This window comes from Chelativorans xinjiangensis (assembly GCF_009812055.1).
In the GTDB taxonomy this organism is placed as follows: Bacteria; Pseudomonadota; Alphaproteobacteria; order Rhizobiales; family Rhizobiaceae; genus Chelativorans; species Chelativorans xinjiangense.
Window position 1 is genome coordinate 1 of the sequence record NZ_WQNH01000049.1, and the last position, 20,911, is coordinate 20,911.

Sequence of the window (20,911 nt, forward strand, 5' to 3'; positions counted from 1 at the left end):
TCGCCGCTGAGGGAGGGCGGCTACCCTCTCCCAGCGGTCCCTTATTCGCCCGTTCGGCGGAAAAAGTCATAAGACAAGCAATTCCAGGGAAAGTGGAAACCGGTTTTCCGTCCGGAATTGCGACAAACCAAAGAGTTAGACCAGTTCATCGATTCCGTGAAACGATGAACTGGTCTAGACAAGGAAATCGTAACGGATAGGGAAACGGCATGGCCATCGACATCGGCTACGCAAGCGCGCTGTTGGCGGGGGCGATCTCGTTCCTGTCGCCTTGCGTGCTGCCGCTGGTGCCGCCCTATCTGTGCTACATGGCCGGCGTTTCTGTGGAGGATTTCCGCCGACCCGAGGGCAGCCCGAGCGCCCGGCTTTCGCTGATGACCGCGGCGCTCGCCTTCGTGCTGGGCTTTTCCACCGTCTTCGTGGCGTTGGGGGCGGGCGCTTCGACCATCGGCGCGGTGCTGCGTGCCTGGCAGCAGGAATTGGCCATGGCCGCCGGGCTCGTCATCATCGTCATGGGCCTGAATTTCCTGGGCGTCGTGCGCATCCCGTTCCTGTCCCGCGAGGCCCGCTTCCGCGCCGGCGGCCAGCCGGCGAGCCTGGGGGCGGCCTATGTGATGGGCCTTGCCTTCGGTTTCGGCTGGACGCCCTGCATCGGCCCGGTGCTGGGGCCGATCCTGACCCTTGCCGGCGGACGCCAGACGGTGGGCGAGGGCGCCTTGATGCTCGGCGTCTATTCGGCGGGGCTCGGTATCCCCTTCCTCATCGCCGCACTCTTCTCCGACGCCTTCATGCGCTTCCTGCAGCGCTTCCGCATGCATCTGGGCCGCGTGGAAAAGGCCATCGGCGGGCTGCTCGTCGTTGCCGGCGTCCTGTTCCTGACGGGGGGCATGCAGACCATGGCCTACTGGCTTCTGGAGACCTTCCCGACTCTCGGCCGGCTCGGATAGCGGCCGGCGCATTGGAGCTCGCCCTCCAGGGTGCTACACATCGCTCGATTCCAGAACAACGAGCGGATTTCTTCCATGGAAAAACGAACCTGCCTCGCCATCGTCCTTGCAGCCGGCGAGGGCACCCGCATGAAGAGCGCGCTGCCCAAGGTGCTGCACAGGGTCGCCGGGCTGGAGATGCTGGGCCATGTGATGGCGGCCGCGGGCGCTGCCGGCGCCGATGCGCTGGCGCTGGTTGTCGGCAACGGGGCCGATAAGGTGCGCGCGGCCGTGGCGGGATTTTCCCATGGCGGAGGGAAAGAGGGCATCTTCGAACAGAAGGAGCGCCTTGGCACGGCCCATGCGGTGCTCGCGGCAAGGGAAGCGATCGCGCGCGGCTATGACGATGTGCTTGTGGTGTTCGGGGATCACCCCTTGCTCGAAGCCGACGTCCTCTCGAAGGCACGCGCGAGCCTCGCCGAGGGGGCGGCGGTGGCGGTGCTCGGCTTCCGTACGCCGGAGCCCACCGGCTACGGGCGCCTCATCGAAAGGGACGGGCGGCTCGTGGCGATCCGCGAGGAGAAGGACTGCTCGGAGGAGGAGAGGAAAATCACCTTCTGCAACAGCGGCCTGATGGCGATTACCGGGGAACACGCGCTCCCGCTGCTCGATGCGGTCGGCAACGACAACGCCAAGGGCGAGTTCTACCTGACCGACATCGTCGAGATCGCCAACCGGCAGGGCCTTTCGGTCGTGGCGACCGAAGCCAGCGGGGAAAGCGCGCTCGGCATCAACAACCGTGCGCAGCTCGCCGAGGCCGAGGCCGTCTGGCAGGACAGGAAACGCCGTGAAATGATGCTGTCCGGCGTCACGCTGATCGCGCCCGAGACCGTCTTCTTCTCCCACGACACGGAAATCGGCCCCGACACCGTCGTCGAGCCGAACGTCTGGTTCGGCCCCGGCGTGGAGATCGCCGCCAATGTCCGCATCCATGCCTTCTCGCATCTGGAGGAGGCGAGGGTGGAGAGCGGCGCCACGGTCGGCCCCTTCGCCCGGCTGCGGCCCGGCGCGGAGGTTATGGAGAATGCCAAGGTCGGCAATTTCTGCGAGATCAAGAAGGCGCGCATCGAGCCCGGCGCCAAGGTGCCGCATCTTTCCTATATCGGCGACGCGGTGGTGGGGGCGGCGGCCAATATCGGCGCCGGCACCATCACCTGCAACTATGACGGCTTCAACAAGCACCGCACCGAGATCGGCGCCGGCGCCTTCGTCGGCACCAATTCCTCCCTCGTCGCACCGCTCACGATAGGCGCAGGCGCCTACATCGCCTCGGGCAGCGTCATCACCCAGAACGTCCCCGACGATGCGCTCGCCTTCGGCCGCGCCCGCCAGACGACGCGCGAGGGCCGCGGCAAGCTGCTGCGCGAACGGCTGGCAGGACAGAAGAAGTAACGGGCGTCAGCCTTCCTTCTTCCGTTCCTCGGCAAGATCGTCCAAGAGGCGGCTCATCTCGTCCTCGATGGAGGCAGCCGCACGTTGCGGCTGTGGCGCCGGCTCTTCGGCCGCTTCCTTGACCGGCTCATCAACGGGCTCATCAACGGCAATATCGATTTCCCTGGCGAGAGCGGCGTCCTCCTCGACGTCACGCGCGACCGGCGCCGGTTTCGGTTCGCTTCGCGGCGCCTGGGGCTCCTCGTGTCGCGGCGCCTGCGGCTCCTCTTGCCGCACTGGCGGGACGGCAGGCGGCACCGGCGCGGCGGTGGGCAGTTCCGGCTCGCTGCGTACGGGCCGCTGTTGAGCGGCGGGCGCCGGCGGGACGGCACGAAGGTTTGGGGCGGGGCGCTGCCTCGGCGCGGCCGGCGGCACAGACGGCGCAACCGCCTCCCGACGCGGCGGCCGCTGCACCGTGGCGGGCTCGACTTCGCGGGCGCCGATCCGTTGCTCGATCACCAGGTCGCTCGGGCCGCCGATCAGAATCAGATGCTCCACGTCGTCGCGGCGCACCAGCACCAGCCGCCGCTGGCTGTCGACCGCCGTCGCATCGACCACGGCAAGACGCGGCGCCCTGTTGCGCCCGCCGGCGACGAAGGTACCGGAGGCGCGGCTGCGCGCCATGCGCGCGACGGTGAGGACGACCGCAAGCAGGATGAGTGCGGCAAGGGTCCACAATATCGCCGTGGCATAGTTTTCCCCCGCCAGACCCGCCAGCCATTCGCCCATCATCGCACTCCATACCAAGTTTCCGTCAGGGAAGCCAAACTAGGCGTCGAGATGCAGCCCGGCAAGGTTGAATCGGCCACCCGCCGCGATCGTCGAGACCCTGCCCGTTACCGTTGCCGACCTTGCGCATGCCTCTGGCCCTGATATATGGCGGGGGGACCATGGGGCCGCTTGCAGTCGGCGCGACGGGCAGGAAACGGATGGCCAAAATCAGTGGCGGCGAAATAGACACGGCACCCATCATCGACCAGGGCGCGCGCCCAGGCGTGATTACGCGGCTCATCATCTTCATCCTCGTATTGACCGGATCGGCGCTGGTCTTCGCGCTTTTCCAGGAACGGCTCGGCGAGGGTTTTCTCCTCGGCGTCCTCGGTGTCATGGCCATGATCGGGGTGGGCTATCTGTTCGCCAGCGCAATCGGCTTTATCCAGATAGCCCCGCGCTCCACCGGGGACGAGCTCTCCCGCTCCTTCATCGATTCCATGGCGGAGGGCCTGCTGGTGACCGACACCAGGGGCAACATCCTTTACGCCAACCGCGCCTATGCCGCGCTCACCGGCGCCACCTCGGCCACCGATGTCAAGACCGTCGAGGCGCTTCTGTCCGACAACCCGGAAGCCGCCTCCGTGATCGAGCGGCTGGCGGCAAGCCTGCGCGACGGGTTGCCGGGCGACGGCGAGTTTCGTCTTTCCCGGCCGATCCGCCCCGGCGGCGAACCCGGCGCCCGCTGGTACCGCGCCTGGGCGCGCGTCTTCAAGGTGCCGGGCCACCGCAAACCGCTGTCCGCCTGGCTTCTGACCGACATTTCCGACGAGCGCGCCGAGCAGGAGCGTTTCTTCCTCGACCTGCAGAAGGCGATCGACCACCTCGACCATGCGCCGGCGGGCTTCTTTGCCGCGGACGCCGACGGCCGCGTCACCTACCTCAATGCCACACTGGCCGAATGGTTGGGCATCGATCTGGCCAATTTCGTGCCCGGTGCCTTGAGCCTGCCCGACATCGTCGCCGGCGACGGCATGGCGCTCATCCAGGCCGTCAAGGCTGAGCACGGCACGACGCGCAACGCCGTCATCGATCTCGATCTCGCCACCGTGCGCGGCGAGGCGCTGCCCGTGCGCTTCATGCACCGGGTGACGGCCACACGCGAGGGGTTGCCCGGTCCCACCCGCACCATTGTGCTCAACCGCACGCTCGGCGAGGACGCCTCGGCCGATCTGCGCGCCTCCGAGGTGCGCTTCACCCGCTTCTTCAATTCCACCCCCATGGCGATCGCCAGCGTCGACCACGATGGCCGCATCCTGCGCACCAACGCGCCCTTCCTGTCGCTGTTCTCCAGCGTCGTCGACCGCGACGCCGTCGACCGGCGCATCCGCCTCGACACGGTGATGCACGACCGCGACCGCGAGGCGTTCGCCTTGGCGCTGGAAAAGGCCAAGCAGCGCCAAGCCGACATTTCCCCCATCGACACGGTACTGCCCGGCGACGAGGACCGCCACATGCGCTTCTACGTCAACGCCGTGGCCGACCCGGGCGGCGGGGAGGGGGCGGAGGAGGCGGCCATCGTCTATGCCGTGGAGACCACCGAGCAGAAGGCGCTCGAGGCGCAGATGGCGCAAAGCCAGAAGATGCAGGCCGTCGGCCAGCTCGCCGGCGGCATCGCGCACGACTTCAACAACGTGCTCACCGCCATCATCATGGCCTCCGACCTGCTTTTGACGAACCACCGCCCGTCCGACCCGTCCTTTCCGGACATCATGAACATCAAGCAGAACGCCAACCGCGCCGCCTCGCTGGTGCGCCAGTTGCTCGCGTTCTCGCGCCGCCAGACCTTGCGGCCCGAGGTCCTGAACCTCACCGACGTGCTGGCGGACCTGCGCATGCTGCTTTCCCGCCTTGTCGGCAACGACATCAAACTCGACATCGAGCACGGCCGCGACCTGTGGCCGGTGAAGGCCGATATCGGCCAGTTCGAGCAGGTGGTGGTGAACCTCGCCGTCAACGCCCGCGATGCCATGCCCGACGGCGGCACGCTCACCGTGCGAACGCGCAACGTCGCGGCCGACGAATGCGCCGGCTTCGCCGCCTATCGCGCGCTGGCGCCGGCCGACTATGTCGTGGTCGAGGTGGAGGACACCGGCACCGGCATCCCCCCGGAAGCGCAGAAGAAGATATTCGAGCCTTTCTTCACCACCAAGGAGGTGGGGAAGGGCACGGGGCTGGGCCTGTCGATGGTCTACGGCATCGTCAAGCAGACGGGCGGCTTCATCTTCTGCGATTCGGAAGTCGGCAGGGGAACGACGTTCCACATCTTCCTGCCACGGCATGTGCCCGGTGCCGCCGAGGTGGAGGCCGCGCGGTCTGCGGCGGCCAACGGCGCGGCCGAGGCGGCCCAGAGAGCCAAGCAGGAAACCCGCGACCTTTCCGGCTCCGCGCGCGTGCTCCTGGTGGAGGACGAGGATGCCGTGCGCATGGGCAGCGTGCGCGCGCTCTCCTCACGCGGCTATGAGGTGCACGAGGCAAGCTCGGGCACGGAGGCCCTGGAGATCTTCAACGAGCTCGACGGCAAGATCGATATCGTCGTCTCCGACGTCGTCATGCCGGAGATGGACGGACCGACGCTTCTGGGCGAATTGCGCAAGGTCCAGCCCGACATCAAGTTCATCTTCGTCTCCGGGTACGCCGAAGACGCCTTCGCCAAGAACCTGCCCTCCGACGCCACCTTCGGATTCCTGCCGAAACCATTTTCGCTCAAGCAGTTGGCGACGGTTGTGAAGGAGATGCTGGAGGGGGAGGGGTAAGACGCGCGGAAGTCGCCGGCGACCACCTCTGGCCTGCCGGCTAGAGAGGTCCAGGCGGCCGCGAGTCGACCCGCTTCAAACCGTCACCGGCCGCCGCACGCGTTCTTCGCTGCCGAAAATCTCCAGATACCGCTTTATCGCCTGCGGATCGCCGGTCGCTTTCTCGGGATTGTCCGAAAGCTTCACCGCTGGCCTTCCGTTCGCCTCGCTCACCTTGCAGACCATGGAAATGGCCTTGAGGCTGTCGATCTCCTTCGGCGCGCAGTCCTCGAAGTCGTTGGTGAGGTTGGTGCCCCAGCCGAACGCCATGCGCACGCGGCCCTTGAAATGGCGATGCGTCCGCTCGATGGTATCGACGTCCAGCCCGTCGGAAAAGATCAGGAGTTTGTCGCGCGGGTCCTGGCCGCGCTCCTTCCACCAGGAGATGATGCGTTCGCCGCCCTCGATGGGCGGGGCGCTGTCGGGGCGAAAGCCGGTCCAGCCGGCCACCCAGTCGGGTGCTGCGCGCAGGAAGGCTTCGGTGCCGAAGGTGTCCGGCAGCACGATCAGGAGGTTGCCGCCGTAGTAGCTCTGCCAGTCCTCGAGCACTCGGTAGGGCGCAGCCTTCAACTCTTCTTCCGTATCGGTCAGCGCCGCCAGAACCATAGGCAACTCGTGCGCGTTGGTGCCCAGCGCCTCCAGGTCCGTATCCATGGCGAGCAGCACGTTGGAGGTGCCGGTAAATGCCTCGCCAATGCCCTCCTTCAACGCCTCCACACACCAGCGCTGCCACAGGAAGGAGTGGCGCCGCCTGGTGCCGAAATCGGAGATGCGGATATCGGGGTACCGCTTCAGCCGCTCCACCTTCGACCACACCTTGGCCTTGGCGCGGGCATAGAGCACATCGAGCGCGAAGGGGCCGAGCGAGCGCATGGCCGCGCGCGAGCGCAATTCGTTGATGATGGCGAGCGCCGGGATCTCCCACATGGTGGTTTCCACCCAGCGCCCGTGGAAGTGCAGCTCGAACTGGCCGTTGTGGCGCCGAAGCTCATATTCGGGGAGGCGGAAATCGGCGAGCCAGGCGAGGAAATCGGGCTGAAAGATCTGCTTGCGGCCGTAGAAGGTGTTGCCGGCCAGCCAGATCATCTCCTTCTTGGTGAAGCGGATGGTGCGCGCATGGTCGAGCTGCTCGCGCAACTCCCCCTCGTCGATCTCGGCGGCAAGCTGCACCCGCTTGTTGCGGTTCATCAACGAGAAGGTGGCGTTCACGTCCGGGTAGAGGCCGCGGATCATCTGCAGCATCAGGAGCTTGTAGAAATCCGTGTCCAGCAGGCTGCGGCAGATCGGGTCGAGCTTCCAAGTGTGGTTGTAGACCCGGCGCGCGAGATCAGTCTTCGTCATGCTAGCCATTTATGTCGCCACCGTCCGCTCCGCGTGATCTGCCCGGAACCCACACCGCCAGGGCGAAAATGTCAATGACACGCGGCGGCAGGGGGATGCTTTTGTGCCGCAATGGAACGATCAAGAAGGTGCGGGCGTTATGTCGCCACGAGTCCAGGAATCATGTTAGGCTTTACTAATAAAAGATTAACCACGCCGGGAGGAAACTGATCCTGGGAGGAACAACCTCTTGAGGAATAGCCATGCACGGCTCACTCTCGACCCTCCTGTCCCGCGGCTTTGCCGCAACACTGCTGCTGCCCTTGACGCTTCCCGCCGTATCCGGCTCCAGCTTCGCGCATCAAGCCAAATCCGGCTGGGCGTATCCCTACGCCTGTTGCTCCAACCAAGACTGCCGTGAGATACCGGCCAAACTGGTGTCGGAACGGCCCGAGGGCTATGTCATCAACCCGACCGGCGAGGTGGTTGCCTATACCGACCGTCGCGTGAAGCAATCGCCCGACGGGGTCTATCACTGGTGCTCCGTCGCCGGTGAGGACACCTCGCGCACCATCTGCCTTTTCGTGCCACCGAAGCTTTTCTAGGGCAGGCGGCACGGCGTATCGCACATCAGGCGTCGTCCTGCGGCAGGCCTGCCGCGCCATTGTCTATGACGCCAAAATCCTGCGATTTTGTGCCCGCCGCCACTTTGAGGAATCCTCCTGACAGCAAGCCCCGCCGCAGCAGCTCCCGCACTGCCGCGGCTCTGCTTGGCATGCGCTTTTCGAATCTGAAATCTTCCAGCGCCTGTAGCTCTTCAAGGCTCAGCATGATTTGCAGGCGTTCCGGTCGCTCAAGTGCCGACAAGGCTCACCTCCATCAGAAATGGTCGTTGTCGCTGATAAGCGCGCGAAGTATGCGGGGACACCGATCAGTTAGTCAAGAACGCGTAATGAGTAATTGGCGTCATGACAGCCTCATGCATGGTCGAAGCATTGGGCTTATTCTACTAACTTATTGAAAATAAAATATAAAATTGTTGCTCAAAAAGCCATATAGTCCTATTCTGTCCGATGCTCATCACCGGATGCAGCGGACAGCGGGAAGATCATGGCGAGGCGGTATTCGGACGAGCTACTGTTGGAACTTCACTCTGCGGTGAAGCGTGCATTGCGTCGCGAAGGCACGGTCAACGTACCGGCCGTTGCCTCGGAGGTAAGGGAACGCCATACGGTTGAGGACATCAGCCTGGCAGAACTCGAAGCGCAGGTGATGGCGACGGCGCTTGCGATGGGCGCCGCAATCTTCTTTCAAGGCCCTGTAGACGCAACCAAAAAGAGGCGTGCCAAGCCCGGACGGGCACGACCACCCAAATCCAGGCCGCCGAAAAGCCGAGCCTAACGCAACTCCAGGAAACGTGGAAACCGGTTTTTCCTCCGGAATTGCGACAGGATAACGCGTTAAGCCAGCTCATCGATTACATGCGATGAACCGGTCCTAAAGCGGGATGTTGTCGTGTTTCTTCCAGGGGTTGCTCAAATCCTTATCGCGCAGCATGCGTAGCGCGCGCGCCACGCGGCGGCGCGTCGAATGGGGCATGATCACCTCGTCCACATAGCCGCGCTCGGCAGCGACGAAGGGCGAGAGAAACCGGTCCTCGTACATGTGCGTATGCGCGGCGATCTTCTCGGCGTCGTCGATGTCCTTGCGGAAGATGATCTCGACCGCGCCCTTGGCCCCCATCACGGCGATCTGCGCCGTCGGCCAGGCATAGTTGATGTCGCCGCGCAGATGCTTCGAAGCCATCACGTCATAGGCCCCGCCGAACGCCTTGCGAGTGATGACCGTCACCTTCGGCACCGTCGCCTCACCATAGGCGAACAGGAGCTTCGCCCCATGCTTGATGAGCCCGCCATATTCCTGTCCGGTGCCCGGCAGGAAGCCCGGAACGTCGACGAAGGTGACCAGCGGAATGTTGAAACAGTCGCAGAAGCGCACAAAACGCGCCGCCTTGCGTGAAGCATCGGCATCGAGCACGCCTGCAAGCACCATGGGCTGGTTGGCGACAAAGCCGACGGTGCGCCCTTCCACGCGCCCGAACCCGGTGACGATGTTTTTCGCAAACCCCTCCTGGATCTCGAAAAAATCGCCTTCGTCCGCCGTCTTCAGGATCAGCTCCCGGATATCGTAGGGCTTATTGGCGTTGGCCGGCACGAGCCGGTCCAGCGAATGGTCGGGTTCTTCGACATCGTCGTGAAAGGCGATCTCGGGGATTTCGCTCGTATTGGAGGCGGGCAGGAAATCGACCAGTCTGCGCATCTGCAAAAGCGCTTCGATGTCGTTGTCGTAGGCGCCATCGGCGATGGAGGACTTGGTGGTATGGATATGCGCCCCGCCCAACTCTTCCGCCGTCACCGTTTCATTGGTGACGGTCTTCACCACATCCGGTCCCGTCACGAACATGTAGGAGGTGCCGCGCACCATGAAAATGAAGTCCGTCATGGCCGGCGAATAGACGTCGCCACCCGCGCACGGCCCCATGATGACGGAAATTTGTGGAATGACGCCGGAGGCCAGAACATTGCGCTGGAATATCTCGGCATAACCGCCGAGAGCCGCCACGCCCTCCTGGATACGCGCGCCCCCGGCGTCGTAGAAGCCGATGATCGGCGCCCGGTTCTTCAGCGCCATATCCTGGATCTTCATCACCTTCTCGGCATGCGCCTCCGATAGCGAGCCGCCGAAGACGGTGAAGTCCTTGGCGAAGACGAAGACGGTCCGGCCATTCACGGTGCCCCAGCCGGTAACCACCCCGTCGCTGTAGAACTTCGTCTTCTCCATTCCGAAGTCGGTGGAGCGATGCTCGACGAACATGTCGAACTCCTCGAAGGAGCCCTCGTCGAGAAAGACTTCCAGCCGCTCGCGCGCCGTCAGCTTGCCCTTTGCATGCTGGTGATCGACGCGCTTCCTGCCGCCGCCGGCGCGGGCGGCCTCGCGCCGCCGCTCAAGCTCCTTGAGAACCTCTTTCATGCTCCTCCCTCGCAGTCGGCAGCAAGAGCTGGCGGAACTGCCGTCGTGTTGCCTTACCGCCTATTTGCCAACTGCCTTACTCACACACTCACCACGCGCCGGTGTTCTCCATCGACGCCCACGGCTCGGCCTTCGCCTTCGCCTCGCCCTTCTGCAGAAGCTCGACGGAGATGCCGTCGGGCGAGCGCACGAAGGCCATGCGGCCGTCGCGCGGCGGGCGGTTGATCGTCATCCCGCCGTCCATCAGGCGCTGGCAGGTGTCGTAGATATCGTCCACCTCATAGGCAAGGTGGCCGAAATTGCGCCCACCCTGGTAATCCTCCGGATCCCAGTTGTAGGTGAGTTCCACAAGCGGCGCCTGGGTTCGCTCGGCCAAATCCATATCGTCGGGAGCGGCCAGGAAGACGAGCGTGTAGCGGCCCTTCTCGTTCTCCGAGCGCCGCTTTTCCACCAGTCCGAGCTTGTTGCAGTAGAAATCGAGGGATTCGTCGATGTCGCGGACGCGGACCATGGTGTGCAGATAGCGCATTCTTCAATTCCCTTCTTGTCTTGACAGGGGCCGAACATAGGGCGCGGGCGGCGCCCCGGGCAATGGCCAAATGATGAAGCTGTCGTTTATGGCACGATCACAACGGGCCGCTCTTATACCCGGGCGCTGTTGAAAATCCCTGTGCAGGTCTTGCTAAGGCGTGAACAACCGATGCTATCCTCGCCGGACAGAATCAGTCCAGCGGACTTGAGGGAAGGCAAAGCGCATGGAGGATAATTCCTCGACGACACGAGGGCTTGCCAGCAAGGAAAAGGCCCGGGGGGCGGGCAATTCTGAAGAAACGTCGGACCTCATCGAGGTATCCGGCGCAATCAAGTGGTTCGATGTGGCCAAGGGATTCGGCTTCATCCTGCCCGACGGCCCGGACATAGGCGACGTGCTCCTGCATGTGTCCTGCCTCAGGCGCGACGGTTTCCAGACCGCGCTCAGCGGTGCTCGCGTCGTCTGTCTGGCGCGCCAGGGCGAAAGGGGCCTCCAGGCCTTCCAGATTCTGTCCATGGACACCTCGACCGCCATTCATCCGGCCGAGGACCAAGCCCAGCGTACCCATGTCACGGTGACACCCGAAAGCGGGTTGGAGCGGGCCCTGGTGAAGTGGTTCAACCGCACGAAAGGCTTCGGCTTCCTCACGCGCGGGGAGGGAACGGAAGATATTTTCATCCATATGGAGACCCTGCGCCGCTACGGCATCACGGAGCTGCGCCCCGGCCAGGTCGTGCTCGTACGGTACGGGCGCGGCGAGAAAGGCCTTATGGCCGCCGAAGTTCACCCGGATATGGGCACGTTGCCGGTCGCCCACTAGTGGTCTGACCCAAACAGATGGTACCCATCTGTTTGGAGAAGTCAGCCCACAAGCTATTAATCTGGTGGGGCGATTTTTCCTGACAGATGGGTACCATCTGTCAGGATCGCACCACTAAGCCGGCTGGCCCTGTCCGGAGGTTTCCATGCGTTACATCCTGTCGTTTCTCCTGGTGCTCGCGTTTCACCTCGGCGCGGCGCGGGCACAAGAGCCGATGCTGCTTCCCGTCCACGCGGAGCCTCTGGTGGCCGAGACGGCGAATGGCGAGAAGCATTTTGCCGTCGAAGTTGCCGACACCGACGAAAAGCGCTCCCGCGGCCTGATGTTCCGCCAGTCCATGAGCGACGACCACGGCATGCTCTTCGTCTTCGAGAGAAGCCGCCAGCTTGGCTTCTGGATGCAGAACACGCCCATGCCGCTCGATCTCCTCTTCATAGGCGAGGACGGCAAGGTGAGGGCGATCGAGGAGGGCATACCGTTCTCGACCGACAGCATTGCGCCGCGGGTCGCCGCGCAGTTTGTGCTTGAACTGAAAGCGGGAACCGCGCAGAAAGCCGGCATTGAGATCGGCGATCGTCTCCGCCATCCGCTCATTGACGCGGTCGCTGGCGACGGCTGAGGCGGCAAGGGCTTTGCGGGGCGCATGCAGTTCTTCTCCCATGACGGCTTCGACATCGGCTTCATCGACGAGGGGGAGGGCGATCCCGTCCTCCTCATCCACGGCTTCGCATCCACCCATTTCGTCAACTGGGTCGCGACCGGTTGGGTGAAGACCCTGCGCGACGCCGGCTACCGCGTCGCCGCCTTCGACAACCGCGGCCACGGCCGCTCTACCAAAAGCCACGACCGGGAAGCTTACACGCCGGAAAAGATGGCATCCGACGCCGCGGCGCTGCTCGATCATCTCGGCATCGCCCGCGCCCACGTCATGGGCTATTCGATGGGCGCCCGCATCACCGCCTTCCTGGCTCTCGCCAATCCAGAGCGCGTTGCCACCGTCGTTTTCGGGGGCCTGGGCATCGGCATGGTCGAGGGCGTCGGCGAGTGGGACGTCATCGCCGAGGCGCTGCTCGCCGAAGACCCCGCCACCATCACCCACGAGCGTGGCCGCATGTTCCGCGCCTTCGCCGACCAGACGGAGAGCGACCGTAAGGCGCTCGCCGCCTGCATCTCCACTTCGCGCACGCTCCTTACCCCGGACGACGTCGCGAAGATTGCCCAGCCTGCGCTCGTCGCCGTCGGCACCAGGGACGACATCGCCGGCGCGCCCGAGCCGCTCGCCAAAATGCTCCCCCGCGGCGAGGCTTTCGCCATCGAACGCCGCGACCATATGCTGTCGGTTGGCGATCGCACCTTCAAGGCGCGGGTTCTCGATTTCCTGAAGGAGCATCCCCTGTGAGCGCTCCCCAGGAGATCGCCTTCACCGGCGCCGAGAATAACCGCCTCGCCGCCACGCTGTGGGACGGCGGCGGCCATCCGGTCATCTTCCTGCACGGCGGTGGCCAGACGCGGCGCGCGTGGGACGCCACCGCCCGTAGCATAGCCGAACGCGGCATGCGGGCGATCGCCGTCGACCAGCGCGGCCACGGTGAAAGCGCCTGGGTGACAAGCGGCAACTACACCTTCGCCCATTTCGCTCAAGACATGGCCGCTGTTGCCCGCCAGGTGGCCGAACGTTTCCATGCGCGCCCCTCCGCCGTCGGCGCCTCGCTCGGCGGACTGGCCTCGCTCGCCGCCCAGACCGACGACGAAAACCTGCTCGAATCCCTCGTCCTGGTCGACATCACCCCGCGCATGGACCCGGAAGGCGTCGCTCGTATCCAGGGCTTCATGGGCGCCCGCATGGAGGAGGGGTTTTCGACCCTGGAAGAAGCCGCCGACGCCATCGCTGCCTATCTGCCGCACCGCCGCCGGCCAGGTTCGCTCTCGGGCCTGCGCAAGAATCTGCGTCTCGACGCCGACGGCCGTTACCGCTGGCACTGGGATCCGGCCTTCATCAAGGGCGCGCAGAACATCAACGTCGGTGCCGGGGCGCTGATGCAGGCGCTTTTCGACGCGCTGCCCCGCCTCGTGCTTCCCGTCCTCCTTGTGCGCGGCGTCCAGTCGGAGCTCGTCCACGAGGCCTACGCCCGCGAATTCGTCGAGCGCGCGCCTTCCGCCTCCTATGTCGACGTCGGTGGCGCCGGCCATACGGTCGCCGGCGACCGCAACGACGTCTTCTCCCGCGCCGTCCTCGACTTCCTCACCGGCGACAAGACCGCTTGAACCCACCGGCAATCAATTCTCCTTGACCATTGTTCAAGCATTTTGCGGTTCAATCGGCCGCGCTTGTGCCTTATGTTGGCCAGCTTGAAAACACCCGCAGCAGGGGAGAAAGCTCATGACGGTCAGAAACGCCGTACGCACCGATGCGCCGCAGCACGTCGACCCCATCTGGTCCGAGGTCCGCGCCGAGGCAAAAGCCGCCGTCGACAACGATCCCCTGTTGGCCGCATTCCTCTATGCCACGGTGCTCAATCACGCCACACTGGAGGACGCCGTCATCCACCGGGTCGCCGAGCGGCTCGACCATCCGGACCTCGGCGCCGACCTCATCCGCCAGACCTTCCAGTCCATGTGGGAGGACGAGCCGGACTGGAGTGCGATCGTGCGCGTCGACATCCAGGCCTACTATGACCGCGATCCCGCCTGCGACCGCTTCATCATGCCGGTGCTCTATTTCAAGGGTTTCCACGCCATCCAGACGCACCGTCTCGCCCACTGGCTCTGGCGGAAAGGCCGCCGCGACTTCGCGCTCTACCTGCAAAGCCGCTCCTCCGCCATCTTCCAGACCGACATCAACCCGGCAGCAAAGATCGGCAAGGGCATATTCCTCGACCATGCGACGGGGCTTGTCGTCGGAGAAACCGCGGAGGTCGAGGACAACGTCTCCATCCTGCAAGGTGTGACCCTCGGCGGCACCGGCAAGGAGATGGGCGACCGCCATCCAAAAATCCGCCACGGCGTTCTGATCGGCGCCGGCGCCAAGATTCTCGGCAACATCGAGATCGGCCATTGCACGAAGGTTGCCGCCGGCTCGGTCGTGGTCAAGCCCGTGCCACCCAACAAGACCGTCGCCGGCGTGCCCGCGCGCATCATCGGCGAAGCCGGCTGCGAGGAGCCGTCGCGGGCCATGGACCAGCTCCTGCGGCAGGAATAGGCAACCCTCCGGGCGATCCTTTTCGGCTTCCCCTTTACCGGTTTAAGGGTTTACAGTCGCGCCGCCGCCATGCCAGAAGCGCGGGCGTCGACCCGAACAGCCAGCGGAGAAGTTTGTTGAAGCCGGAAGAGATCAGAAAGCTCGACGCCTATTTCAAGCGCACCTTCAATAACCCGACCTTGAGCGTCAAGGCGCGCCCGCGCAAGGAGGATTCCTGCGAGCTTTATGTCGGCGACGAGTTTCTCGGCATCATTTTCCGGGACGAGGACGAGGGCGAACTGTCCTATAATTTCTCGATGGCCATTCTCGACATCGACCTTGAGTAGTGGCGGCCGGCTCTGCCTTTACCCGCCCGTCTGCAAAAACGCTTCCGCCTTCGCCAGAATTGCCCTGTCCAGGTCCCGCCACTCCCCCAGCAGCGCTTCGGGAAAGCGATAGACAAGGCTGAGACCGTCACCGAAATTGATGTCCCTCTCGCAAGGCGCCAGCGACTGCGTCGCCATCGCGCCGGAGAGGCACCGGGCCACGAACGGCGCCTCCGGCTCCCGCTCGCCGACAACCAGGACCTCGTCCACGAACCCTGCTTCTTCCTTGAAGCCATGGAGCTTGAGGCCGGCCGGCCCGTTCCGCGCGCCGGGCGTGAGCAGGTGGCGGTAGATCGGCTCCAGCCGCCCGCTCATGTCACGCGAGAAGGCGCGGGGCTCGAACGATACGAAGACGATCGACCTCCTCTCGCTCGCATGGTTGAAATCGTCCTGGACCGCAAGCTCATAGCCCTCCATCTCGGGCCAACGCAGGTAAAGGTCGAGTCGGCTCTGGGTACCGTCCCTGCGCATCCGTTCGAATCGGATGACATTCTCCGGCACGAGGAAGACATTGTTGCCGACGACGATCTCGCGCTCCTGCCGGGAAACGGTATGGCCTCCGGGTGCGACGGTGCGGCCCAGCCACTTTCCGCCAATCCCGATGGCCAACGAGAGGAGCGCGAGCGCCAGGAGGGCGTAAAGCAGGCGGGAGAGCGGGGCCGCGCGGCGCGGCGCGATATCGGCGAAGCCGGGAAACGTTGACGACCGAGCCTGCACGGGAAACCTCCTGAAGAAACGTGAAAAACCATTGCGACGTTACGGTAAACGGCAGGTAAAGAAGCCTGCCGCATACCGTCCCTGTGGGCTTGCGGGAGGTGCTGAGCCCGCCTTATCCTCCCGCCGCCCCGCCACAGGAGACCCGCGACCATGCCGATCTATGCGCTCGATGGAAAAAGCCCCGAATTCACGGATGAGCAAAGCGGCTGGGTGGCGCCCGACGCGACGCTCATCGGCCGGCTTCACATCGGCCGCGATGTCGGCATCTGGTTCGGCGCCGTGCTGCGCGGCGACAATGAGCCGATCCTCATAGGAGACGACACCAATGTGCAGGAGCACACGGTCATGCACACGGATATGGGCTTTCCACTTACCGTCGGGCGCGGCTGCACCATCGGGCACAGGGCCATCCTGCACGGCTGCACCATCGGCGACAACACGTTGATCGGCATGGGCGCCATCGTGCTCAACGGGGCGCGGATCGGCAACGACTGTCTCGTCGGCGCCGGCGCGCTGGTGACCGAAGGCAAGACCTTCCCCGATCGTTCGCTGATCGTCGGCGCGCCGGCCAGGGCCGTGCGCGAGATCGACGACGAAACGGCGGCCATGCTGCGCGCCTCCGCCGCCCACTATGTCGAAAACGCCAGGCGCTTCCGCCGCGGTCTTATTCCCGCCTGATCCATCACCTCCTGAAAAAAGCGGAGCCGGCCCTGGGGAGGGCCGGCTCCTAACCCGGTCGTTGGGGACGGGGAGGTGGGGACTCGACCGGGTTTCCCTGATGTTCAGCGGTTGGACGAAACGCTACCGACAGCCACGGCGCGCCCATCATGGATGGAGACCCACTGGCCTGCATGGCGCGGCGACTGGCGCTTCAGAAACTGATAGTCGGTTTCCGACCAGGCGAGGACGCGCGGCTGCAGATTGTCGAGAATGAAATCGCCCATGTTGGTGGTGACCGTCAGGACCGCGTGGCCGTCACCGTTGGGCTGGCGCACCACGGTGATGAGCAGGTTGGCGGCCGGCATGCCTGCTTCCATGAGGAGCCGGCGCTTTTCCAGCACGTAGTCCTCGCAATCCCCGTAAAGGTCGGGATAGGACCAAAGCTCCTCGATGCCCCACAGCTCCACGTCGGTACGCGGGACGACGGAGCCGTTGACCGCGTTGTTGACCTCGATCAGCGTTGCCCACAGCTTGCGCGTCAGTTCCGCCGGTGCGGCATTGAACGCCGTGCGGCCGCACTCCGCTGGCTGCCGCTGACAGAATTCGTAGTGGCCGACCGGCTGCGTAGCCCGCCCGCCGATGGGCATGATGTCGGAGGCGGCCTCGGCGCCCCCCGTCAGAGAAGCAAGCAGCACCGCCGCGACCGCCAGAAGCGGAACCCGTTTTGTCGTTACCATTGTTCGTCTCCCCGTTCGGAGAGACAATGACAGGTTCCGATTTATTCCGGGCAAAGACTGGAAGTATAAATAAGTTCAAATTTTCCGCTTTGCGGTAACGTTCAAAGTATTGAATTGCATCAATTGTCTACACCGGATGTTAAGCATGAACGCCTGCCCGCCCGCCGTGATTGGGGGAAGGAAGGAGAGGGCTTTTTCGAGAAACCGCGACGGTGCGGCCGCGCGGAACCGGTATGTATGGGCTGAGCTTACTTTGCTGACCGAAACCGGCGGAAATCCTCAGTTCGAGAATTTGGCCTTGAGCGCGTTCTGCTCCTGGACGACGGCGAACTCGAGCGCAATGCCGTCGTCGAAGTGGCGCACCACCCGACTGCGCATGGCGGCGAGGAAGACCTCCGCGCCGATCTCCGGCTTGACGTCGATCTCGAGCGCCGCACCCGACAAGGAAAGGTCGACGACGCGGCACGAATGCTCGCTCCCGTCGGGCAGGCGCAAGGTGCTGATCGGATTGCGCGGTGTGATGCGCTCATGCCGGCGGTCTTCCGGCAGGTCCAATTCGTGCCGGTTGGCAAGCCAGGTAAGCTGCGCGGCGAGCTTGTCGCGCTTCCTCTCCGAGGCCGTGATGGTCATCGCGAAGCCGTCGTCCAGAAGGCGCGTGATGCGACCTTCAATGCGGCCGATGTGGTCGAGATAGGCGACCACCCGCTCACCCGGGCGGCCGGACCGCTCGGCGATCAGCGCCGCATTGCCCGGCGACATCTCTGTGACCCGGCAGGGATACTCGGAGCGGTCCTGCAGCATATAGCGGCCGTAGACCGTCACTTTCACGCGCTGAAAGTCTCTTCTTTCGGCACCTGGGGAGATCGGGTTCGTCGCCGCGGGCATCGTCATCGCTTTCGCCTTTCCGGCCGCCCGAGAGGCAAGTCGGCCGATAACGCCGAAGACGCTATGCCTTAAGTGTTAATAACGGGTAAGGCGGGCCGATAGCGCCGTGCGTCCTTCAGGACGCACGAAGGACGCCGTGGGTTTTAAGTCTACGCACCGTGCTTCCCACCCTGAAAAACCACGAGGTGGCGGATGCGCCGCCCACCCTCGTCCAACCGTGATGCCAGCGCATCGCCTTCGGGCGATAGCGGGGGCACTGGCATGGAGGGCCTGTTCTTCAGCAGCAGCGGCTCGTGATCGGGGTCGGTCAGGCGAAAGCTTTCGACGCGGTTTTCGATGATCGGGTCGGCGCCCAGCCAGAACGGGTTCATCAGCGGCTGCACCGCGCCCAGCGCGCGCACGCTCTGGCGGCCGCCCTCGAGCGGCAGGACGATGAGCTCGAAATTGTTGATGCGGCCTTCACGGCTCAAGCCCTCGAAGGCGATCATGGCCACCGCCTTTTCATCCAGCGCATGGCGCACGAGGCGGCCGACCGCCGGCTGGTCCCTTTCGCTCCATAGCGAGACGAAGGAATATCCCTTGAGCTCCTTGCCGTAGGTCGCGCACAGCCGCGTGCCGGCGAGGCGGAAGACCGGTACGGCGCGCGCGTCGTGTTCCAGAATGAATGTATCGGGCAGAAGCGCCTTGATGTCGGCCGGCTCTATTTCGCTGCGCCGTGGGGCGGGGCGGTTGCCGCGCAGCCTGTTCCAATATTGGAACAGCGCCATCGATCCGTCCTGGTTCATGCCTACCGGTCCATCTTGAAGTTTCGTTCCTGTCCCAGAGGAGGACAGGAGCAGCGCTCCGATCCCCTACATGGCGCAAGATGCAGGTGCCGTGCCAGCCTTGAGACGGGTTGTGCACGGGAAGGATTTATTAGGGTTAACAAATAGTTGACGCCGCAGGAACCGAACGGAAAGACGCCGGGAAAGCCGAAAGAGGAATAAGTGGCACACCGCTTGCAACGCATATCGCGGGCGGGGACTCGGCCGGGAGCCGTCCAGCGGAAACGCTGGGCGGCTTCTGTTTTCCGCTCATCTCTGTTACCGCACATTCAAACCCTTTCACCGAAGCGGGACGCATGGACGACGGCACCAAGCCCACCGACGCCGAAACGGAGGACCGGCAAGAGCAGCGCCGCGAGCCGATCTTCAATCTGGCCGGAGTCGTAACTGCGCTCATCGGTATCTGCATCGCCATCCATCTCGTTCGCGCCTTCATGCTTACCCAGCAGGAGGACCTGCTCGTAGTCGTGCGTTTCGCCTTCCTGCCGCTGCGCTACACGGGCGGCTATCCGCTTGATGTCTATGCGCTCGTCAGCCCGTTCACCTACGCCTTCCTGCATGGCGGCGTAGCGCATCTGGCGGTCAACATGATCTGGCTCGCCGCCTTCGGCTCACCGCTGGCCAACCGGGTCGGCACGGTGCGCTTCCTGCTCTTATGGGGTGCGACGGCGCTTGCCGCCGTCTTCCTGCATTTCCTCCTCCACCCTTACGACGCGGCCCCTCTGGTCGGCGCATCGGGGGCGGTGTCGGGCATGATGGGGGCAGCGGCGCGATTCGCCTTTCGCATCGACCGCAGTGCCGGAAAGCCGGGCTTCTCCGGCCCGGTCCTGCCGCTCTCGCTGGTGTTGCGCTCGCGCATGACGGTGGTCTTCCTGGCGGTTTGGTTCGCGGTCAACCTGATCGTCGGCCTCGGCTCGGGCACCGGCGGCGCGCCGCGAATCGCCTGGGAGGCGCATATCGGCGGCTTTCTTGTCGGATTCTTCGCCATCGGCCTTTTCGACCGTCGTGCGGTGGGGTGATCCTGGCTCTTGCAAACTGCGTCAGGTCGTCGCAACATCCTTTCCCGCAGGAGCCTTTTGGGGCGTGGGCTGCTGCTGCAAGAGGAGGATGCCCATGACGGTGAAAGCCATTTTGGACAGTAAGGGCCGCGATGTTGTGACCATCGCCGCCGATAAGACGCTGGGCGAGGCGGCCGCCTTGCTTGCCGATCGCGGCATCGGCGCGATCGTGGTCAAGTCCGGTGACGACCGCATCAGCGGCATTCTTTCCGAACGAGACATCGTGCGCGTTATCGCCGGCGAGGGGCCGGGCGCGCTGGAAAAGCCCGTCTCGGCGGTGATGACGGCGCGCGTCAAGGTCTGCCGCGAGGACCACACGGTCAACGAGGTGATGCAGATCATGACCGAGGGCCGCTTCCGCCATCTGCCGGTGGAAAAGGACGGCCGGCTCGCCGGCATTGTCTCCATCGGCGACGTGGTGAAGCGCCGCATCCAGGAGGTCGAGCGCGAGGCGGAGGAGATCCGCACCTACATCGCCACCGCCTGAAGGTTGGAGACCGCCATTGCGGCGGTCTCCCTGCGCTCAACGATTGCTCAACTCGGCACGCACGAGCTCCAGCCCGCGCCGCGTGATGCGGTAGGGGCCGCCATTCGCGGAGGCGATGGCGCGCTTGCGCTTGATCTTGCGGAAAAGCATGAGATCGAGGCCGGGGAAATACCACCCGTCGCGGGTGATGCAGTCGAGTTCGACAATGCGGCCCTTCTCGTCCTTTTCGACGGCGATGCGGCCGCCCTGCGCCAATATGTGAAGGATGCGCTGTTCGGCGCGGGAAATGTCCAT

At 64.5% G+C, this 20,911-nt stretch carries 23 protein-coding genes; 13 read left to right on the plus strand and 10 right to left on the minus strand.

Translation table 11 applies throughout. The features are described from left to right. Positions 1-209 precede the first annotated feature (209 nt). Together GM910_RS22550 and glmU are read left to right on the plus strand one after the other, a co-directional pair. Positions 210-947: a cytochrome c biogenesis CcdA family protein gene (locus GM910_RS22550; RefSeq protein WP_159591795.1), complete on the plus strand. Its 738-nt coding sequence runs from the start codon at positions 210-212 to the stop codon at positions 945-947. Positions 948-1,022: 75 nt separating this feature from the next. After that, positions 1,023-2,378, plus strand: a complete 1,356-nt coding sequence (glmU, locus tag GM910_RS22555; protein ID WP_159591798.1) for a bifunctional UDP-N-acetylglucosamine diphosphorylase/glucosamine-1-phosphate N-acetyltransferase GlmU — start codon at positions 1,023-1,025, stop codon at positions 2,376-2,378. Between the two features lie 6 nt (positions 2,379-2,384). Here glmU and GM910_RS22560 read toward each other — a convergent pair whose 3' ends face one another. Next, positions 2,385-3,146, minus strand: coding sequence for a flagellar biosynthetic protein FliO (locus GM910_RS22560; protein ID WP_159591801.1), 762 nt, complete (start codon positions 3,144-3,146; stop codon positions 2,385-2,387). Positions 3,147-3,346: 200 nt separating this feature from the next. On the opposite strand from GM910_RS22560, the gene cckA reads away from it, so the two are divergent. Next, a complete protein-coding gene (gene cckA / locus GM910_RS22565; RefSeq protein ID WP_159591804.1) occupies positions 3,347-5,944 on the plus strand; it encodes a cell cycle histidine kinase CckA in 2,598 nt (865 codons plus the stop codon). A gap of 75 nt (positions 5,945-6,019) precedes the next feature. On the opposite strand, the gene pncB is transcribed toward cckA, so the two are convergent. Continuing rightward, positions 6,020-7,324, minus strand: a complete 1,305-nt coding sequence (pncB, locus tag GM910_RS22570) for a nicotinate phosphoribosyltransferase (protein WP_159591878.1) — start codon at positions 7,322-7,324, stop codon at positions 6,020-6,022. 242 nt (positions 7,325-7,566) lie between these two features. Between pncB and GM910_RS22575 the strand changes: the two genes are divergently transcribed. Continuing rightward, positions 7,567-7,908, plus strand: coding sequence for a hypothetical protein (locus GM910_RS22575; protein ID WP_159591807.1), 342 nt, complete (start codon positions 7,567-7,569; stop codon positions 7,906-7,908). A gap of 25 nt (positions 7,909-7,933) precedes the next feature. On the opposite strand, the gene GM910_RS22580 is transcribed toward GM910_RS22575, so the two are convergent. From GM910_RS22580 to GM910_RS22590, 3 genes are all read right to left on the minus strand, one after another. Beyond that, positions 7,934-8,170 carry a hypothetical protein gene (locus tag GM910_RS22580; RefSeq protein ID WP_159591810.1) on the minus strand — a complete coding sequence of 79 codons (237 nt, stop codon included), beginning with the start codon at positions 8,168-8,170 and terminating at the stop codon, positions 7,934-7,936. 630 nt (positions 8,171-8,800) lie between these two features. Further along, positions 8,801-10,333, minus strand: coding sequence for an acyl-CoA carboxylase subunit beta (locus GM910_RS22585; RefSeq protein ID WP_159591813.1), 1,533 nt, complete (start codon positions 10,331-10,333; stop codon positions 8,801-8,803). Positions 10,334-10,421: 88 nt separating this feature from the next. Further along, complete coding sequence (locus GM910_RS22590) at positions 10,422-10,862, minus strand: VOC family protein (protein WP_159591815.1); 441 nt, start codon at positions 10,860-10,862, stop codon at positions 10,422-10,424. A gap of 226 nt (positions 10,863-11,088) precedes the next feature. On the opposite strand from GM910_RS22590, the gene GM910_RS22595 reads away from it, so the two are divergent. The 6 genes from GM910_RS22595 to GM910_RS22620 all read left to right on the plus strand — a co-directional run bounded on the left by GM910_RS22595 (position 11,089) and on the right by GM910_RS22620 (position 15,210). Next, the gene (locus tag GM910_RS22595) at positions 11,089-11,685 is read left to right on the plus strand and encodes a cold-shock protein (protein ID WP_159591818.1); all 597 of its coding nucleotides are present in this window, start codon (positions 11,089-11,091) and stop codon (positions 11,683-11,685) included. 145 nt (positions 11,686-11,830) lie between these two features. Further along, positions 11,831-12,304: a DUF192 domain-containing protein gene (locus tag GM910_RS22600; protein ID WP_159591821.1), complete on the plus strand. Its 474-nt coding sequence runs from the start codon at positions 11,831-11,833 to the stop codon at positions 12,302-12,304. A 24-nt stretch (positions 12,305-12,328) separates the two neighbouring features. Beyond that, a complete protein-coding gene (locus tag GM910_RS22605; protein ID WP_159591824.1) occupies positions 12,329-13,084 on the plus strand; it encodes an alpha/beta fold hydrolase in 756 nt (251 codons plus the stop codon). Next, complete coding sequence (locus GM910_RS22610) at positions 13,081-13,950, plus strand: alpha/beta fold hydrolase (RefSeq protein WP_159591827.1); 870 nt, start codon at positions 13,081-13,083, stop codon at positions 13,948-13,950. The genes GM910_RS22605 and GM910_RS22610 overlap by 4 nt, the downstream gene beginning before the upstream one ends. Positions 13,951-14,065: 115 nt before the next feature. Then, on the plus strand, positions 14,066-14,884 hold the full coding sequence (gene cysE / locus GM910_RS22615; protein WP_159591830.1) for a serine O-acetyltransferase: 819 nt from the start codon (positions 14,066-14,068) through the stop codon (positions 14,882-14,884). Between the two features lie 116 nt (positions 14,885-15,000). Then, a complete protein-coding gene (locus GM910_RS22620; RefSeq protein ID WP_159591833.1) occupies positions 15,001-15,210 on the plus strand; it encodes a DUF3126 family protein in 210 nt (69 codons plus the stop codon). Positions 15,211-15,228: 18 nt separating this feature from the next. On the opposite strand, the gene GM910_RS22625 is transcribed toward GM910_RS22620, so the two are convergent. Continuing rightward, positions 15,229-15,966, minus strand: coding sequence for a hypothetical protein (locus tag GM910_RS22625; protein WP_246226275.1), 738 nt, complete (start codon positions 15,964-15,966; stop codon positions 15,229-15,231). A gap of 150 nt (positions 15,967-16,116) precedes the next feature. Here GM910_RS22625 and GM910_RS22630 point away from each other — a divergent pair, with 150 nt between their 5' ends. Then, positions 16,117-16,644: a gamma carbonic anhydrase family protein gene (locus tag GM910_RS22630; RefSeq protein WP_159591836.1), complete on the plus strand. Its 528-nt coding sequence runs from the start codon at positions 16,117-16,119 to the stop codon at positions 16,642-16,644. Positions 16,645-16,748: 104 nt separating this feature from the next. Here GM910_RS22630 and GM910_RS22635 read toward each other — a convergent pair whose 3' ends face one another. From GM910_RS22635 to GM910_RS22645, 3 genes are all read right to left on the minus strand, one after another. Next, complete coding sequence (locus tag GM910_RS22635; protein ID WP_159591839.1) at positions 16,749-17,363, minus strand: transglutaminase-like cysteine peptidase; 615 nt, start codon at positions 17,361-17,363, stop codon at positions 16,749-16,751. 279 nt (positions 17,364-17,642) lie between these two features. Next, complete coding sequence (locus GM910_RS22640) at positions 17,643-18,248, minus strand: PilZ domain-containing protein (RefSeq protein WP_159591884.1); 606 nt, start codon at positions 18,246-18,248, stop codon at positions 17,643-17,645. A 149-nt stretch (positions 18,249-18,397) separates the two neighbouring features. After that, a complete protein-coding gene (locus GM910_RS22645; protein ID WP_159591842.1) occupies positions 18,398-19,033 on the minus strand; it encodes a PAS domain-containing protein in 636 nt (211 codons plus the stop codon). 335 nt (positions 19,034-19,368) lie between these two features. Here GM910_RS22645 and GM910_RS22650 point away from each other — a divergent pair, with 335 nt between their 5' ends. Further along, positions 19,369-20,091 carry a rhomboid family intramembrane serine protease gene (locus GM910_RS22650; protein ID WP_159591845.1) on the plus strand — a complete coding sequence of 241 codons (723 nt, stop codon included), beginning with the start codon at positions 19,369-19,371 and terminating at the stop codon, positions 20,089-20,091. A gap of 94 nt (positions 20,092-20,185) precedes the next feature. Further along, the gene (locus GM910_RS22655; protein ID WP_159591848.1) at positions 20,186-20,617 is read left to right on the plus strand and encodes a CBS domain-containing protein; all 432 of its coding nucleotides are present in this window, start codon (positions 20,186-20,188) and stop codon (positions 20,615-20,617) included. A gap of 36 nt (positions 20,618-20,653) precedes the next feature. Here GM910_RS22655 and GM910_RS22660 read toward each other — a convergent pair whose 3' ends face one another. After that, a complete protein-coding gene (locus GM910_RS22660; protein WP_159591851.1) occupies positions 20,654-20,911 on the minus strand; it encodes a YjhX family toxin in 258 nt (85 codons plus the stop codon).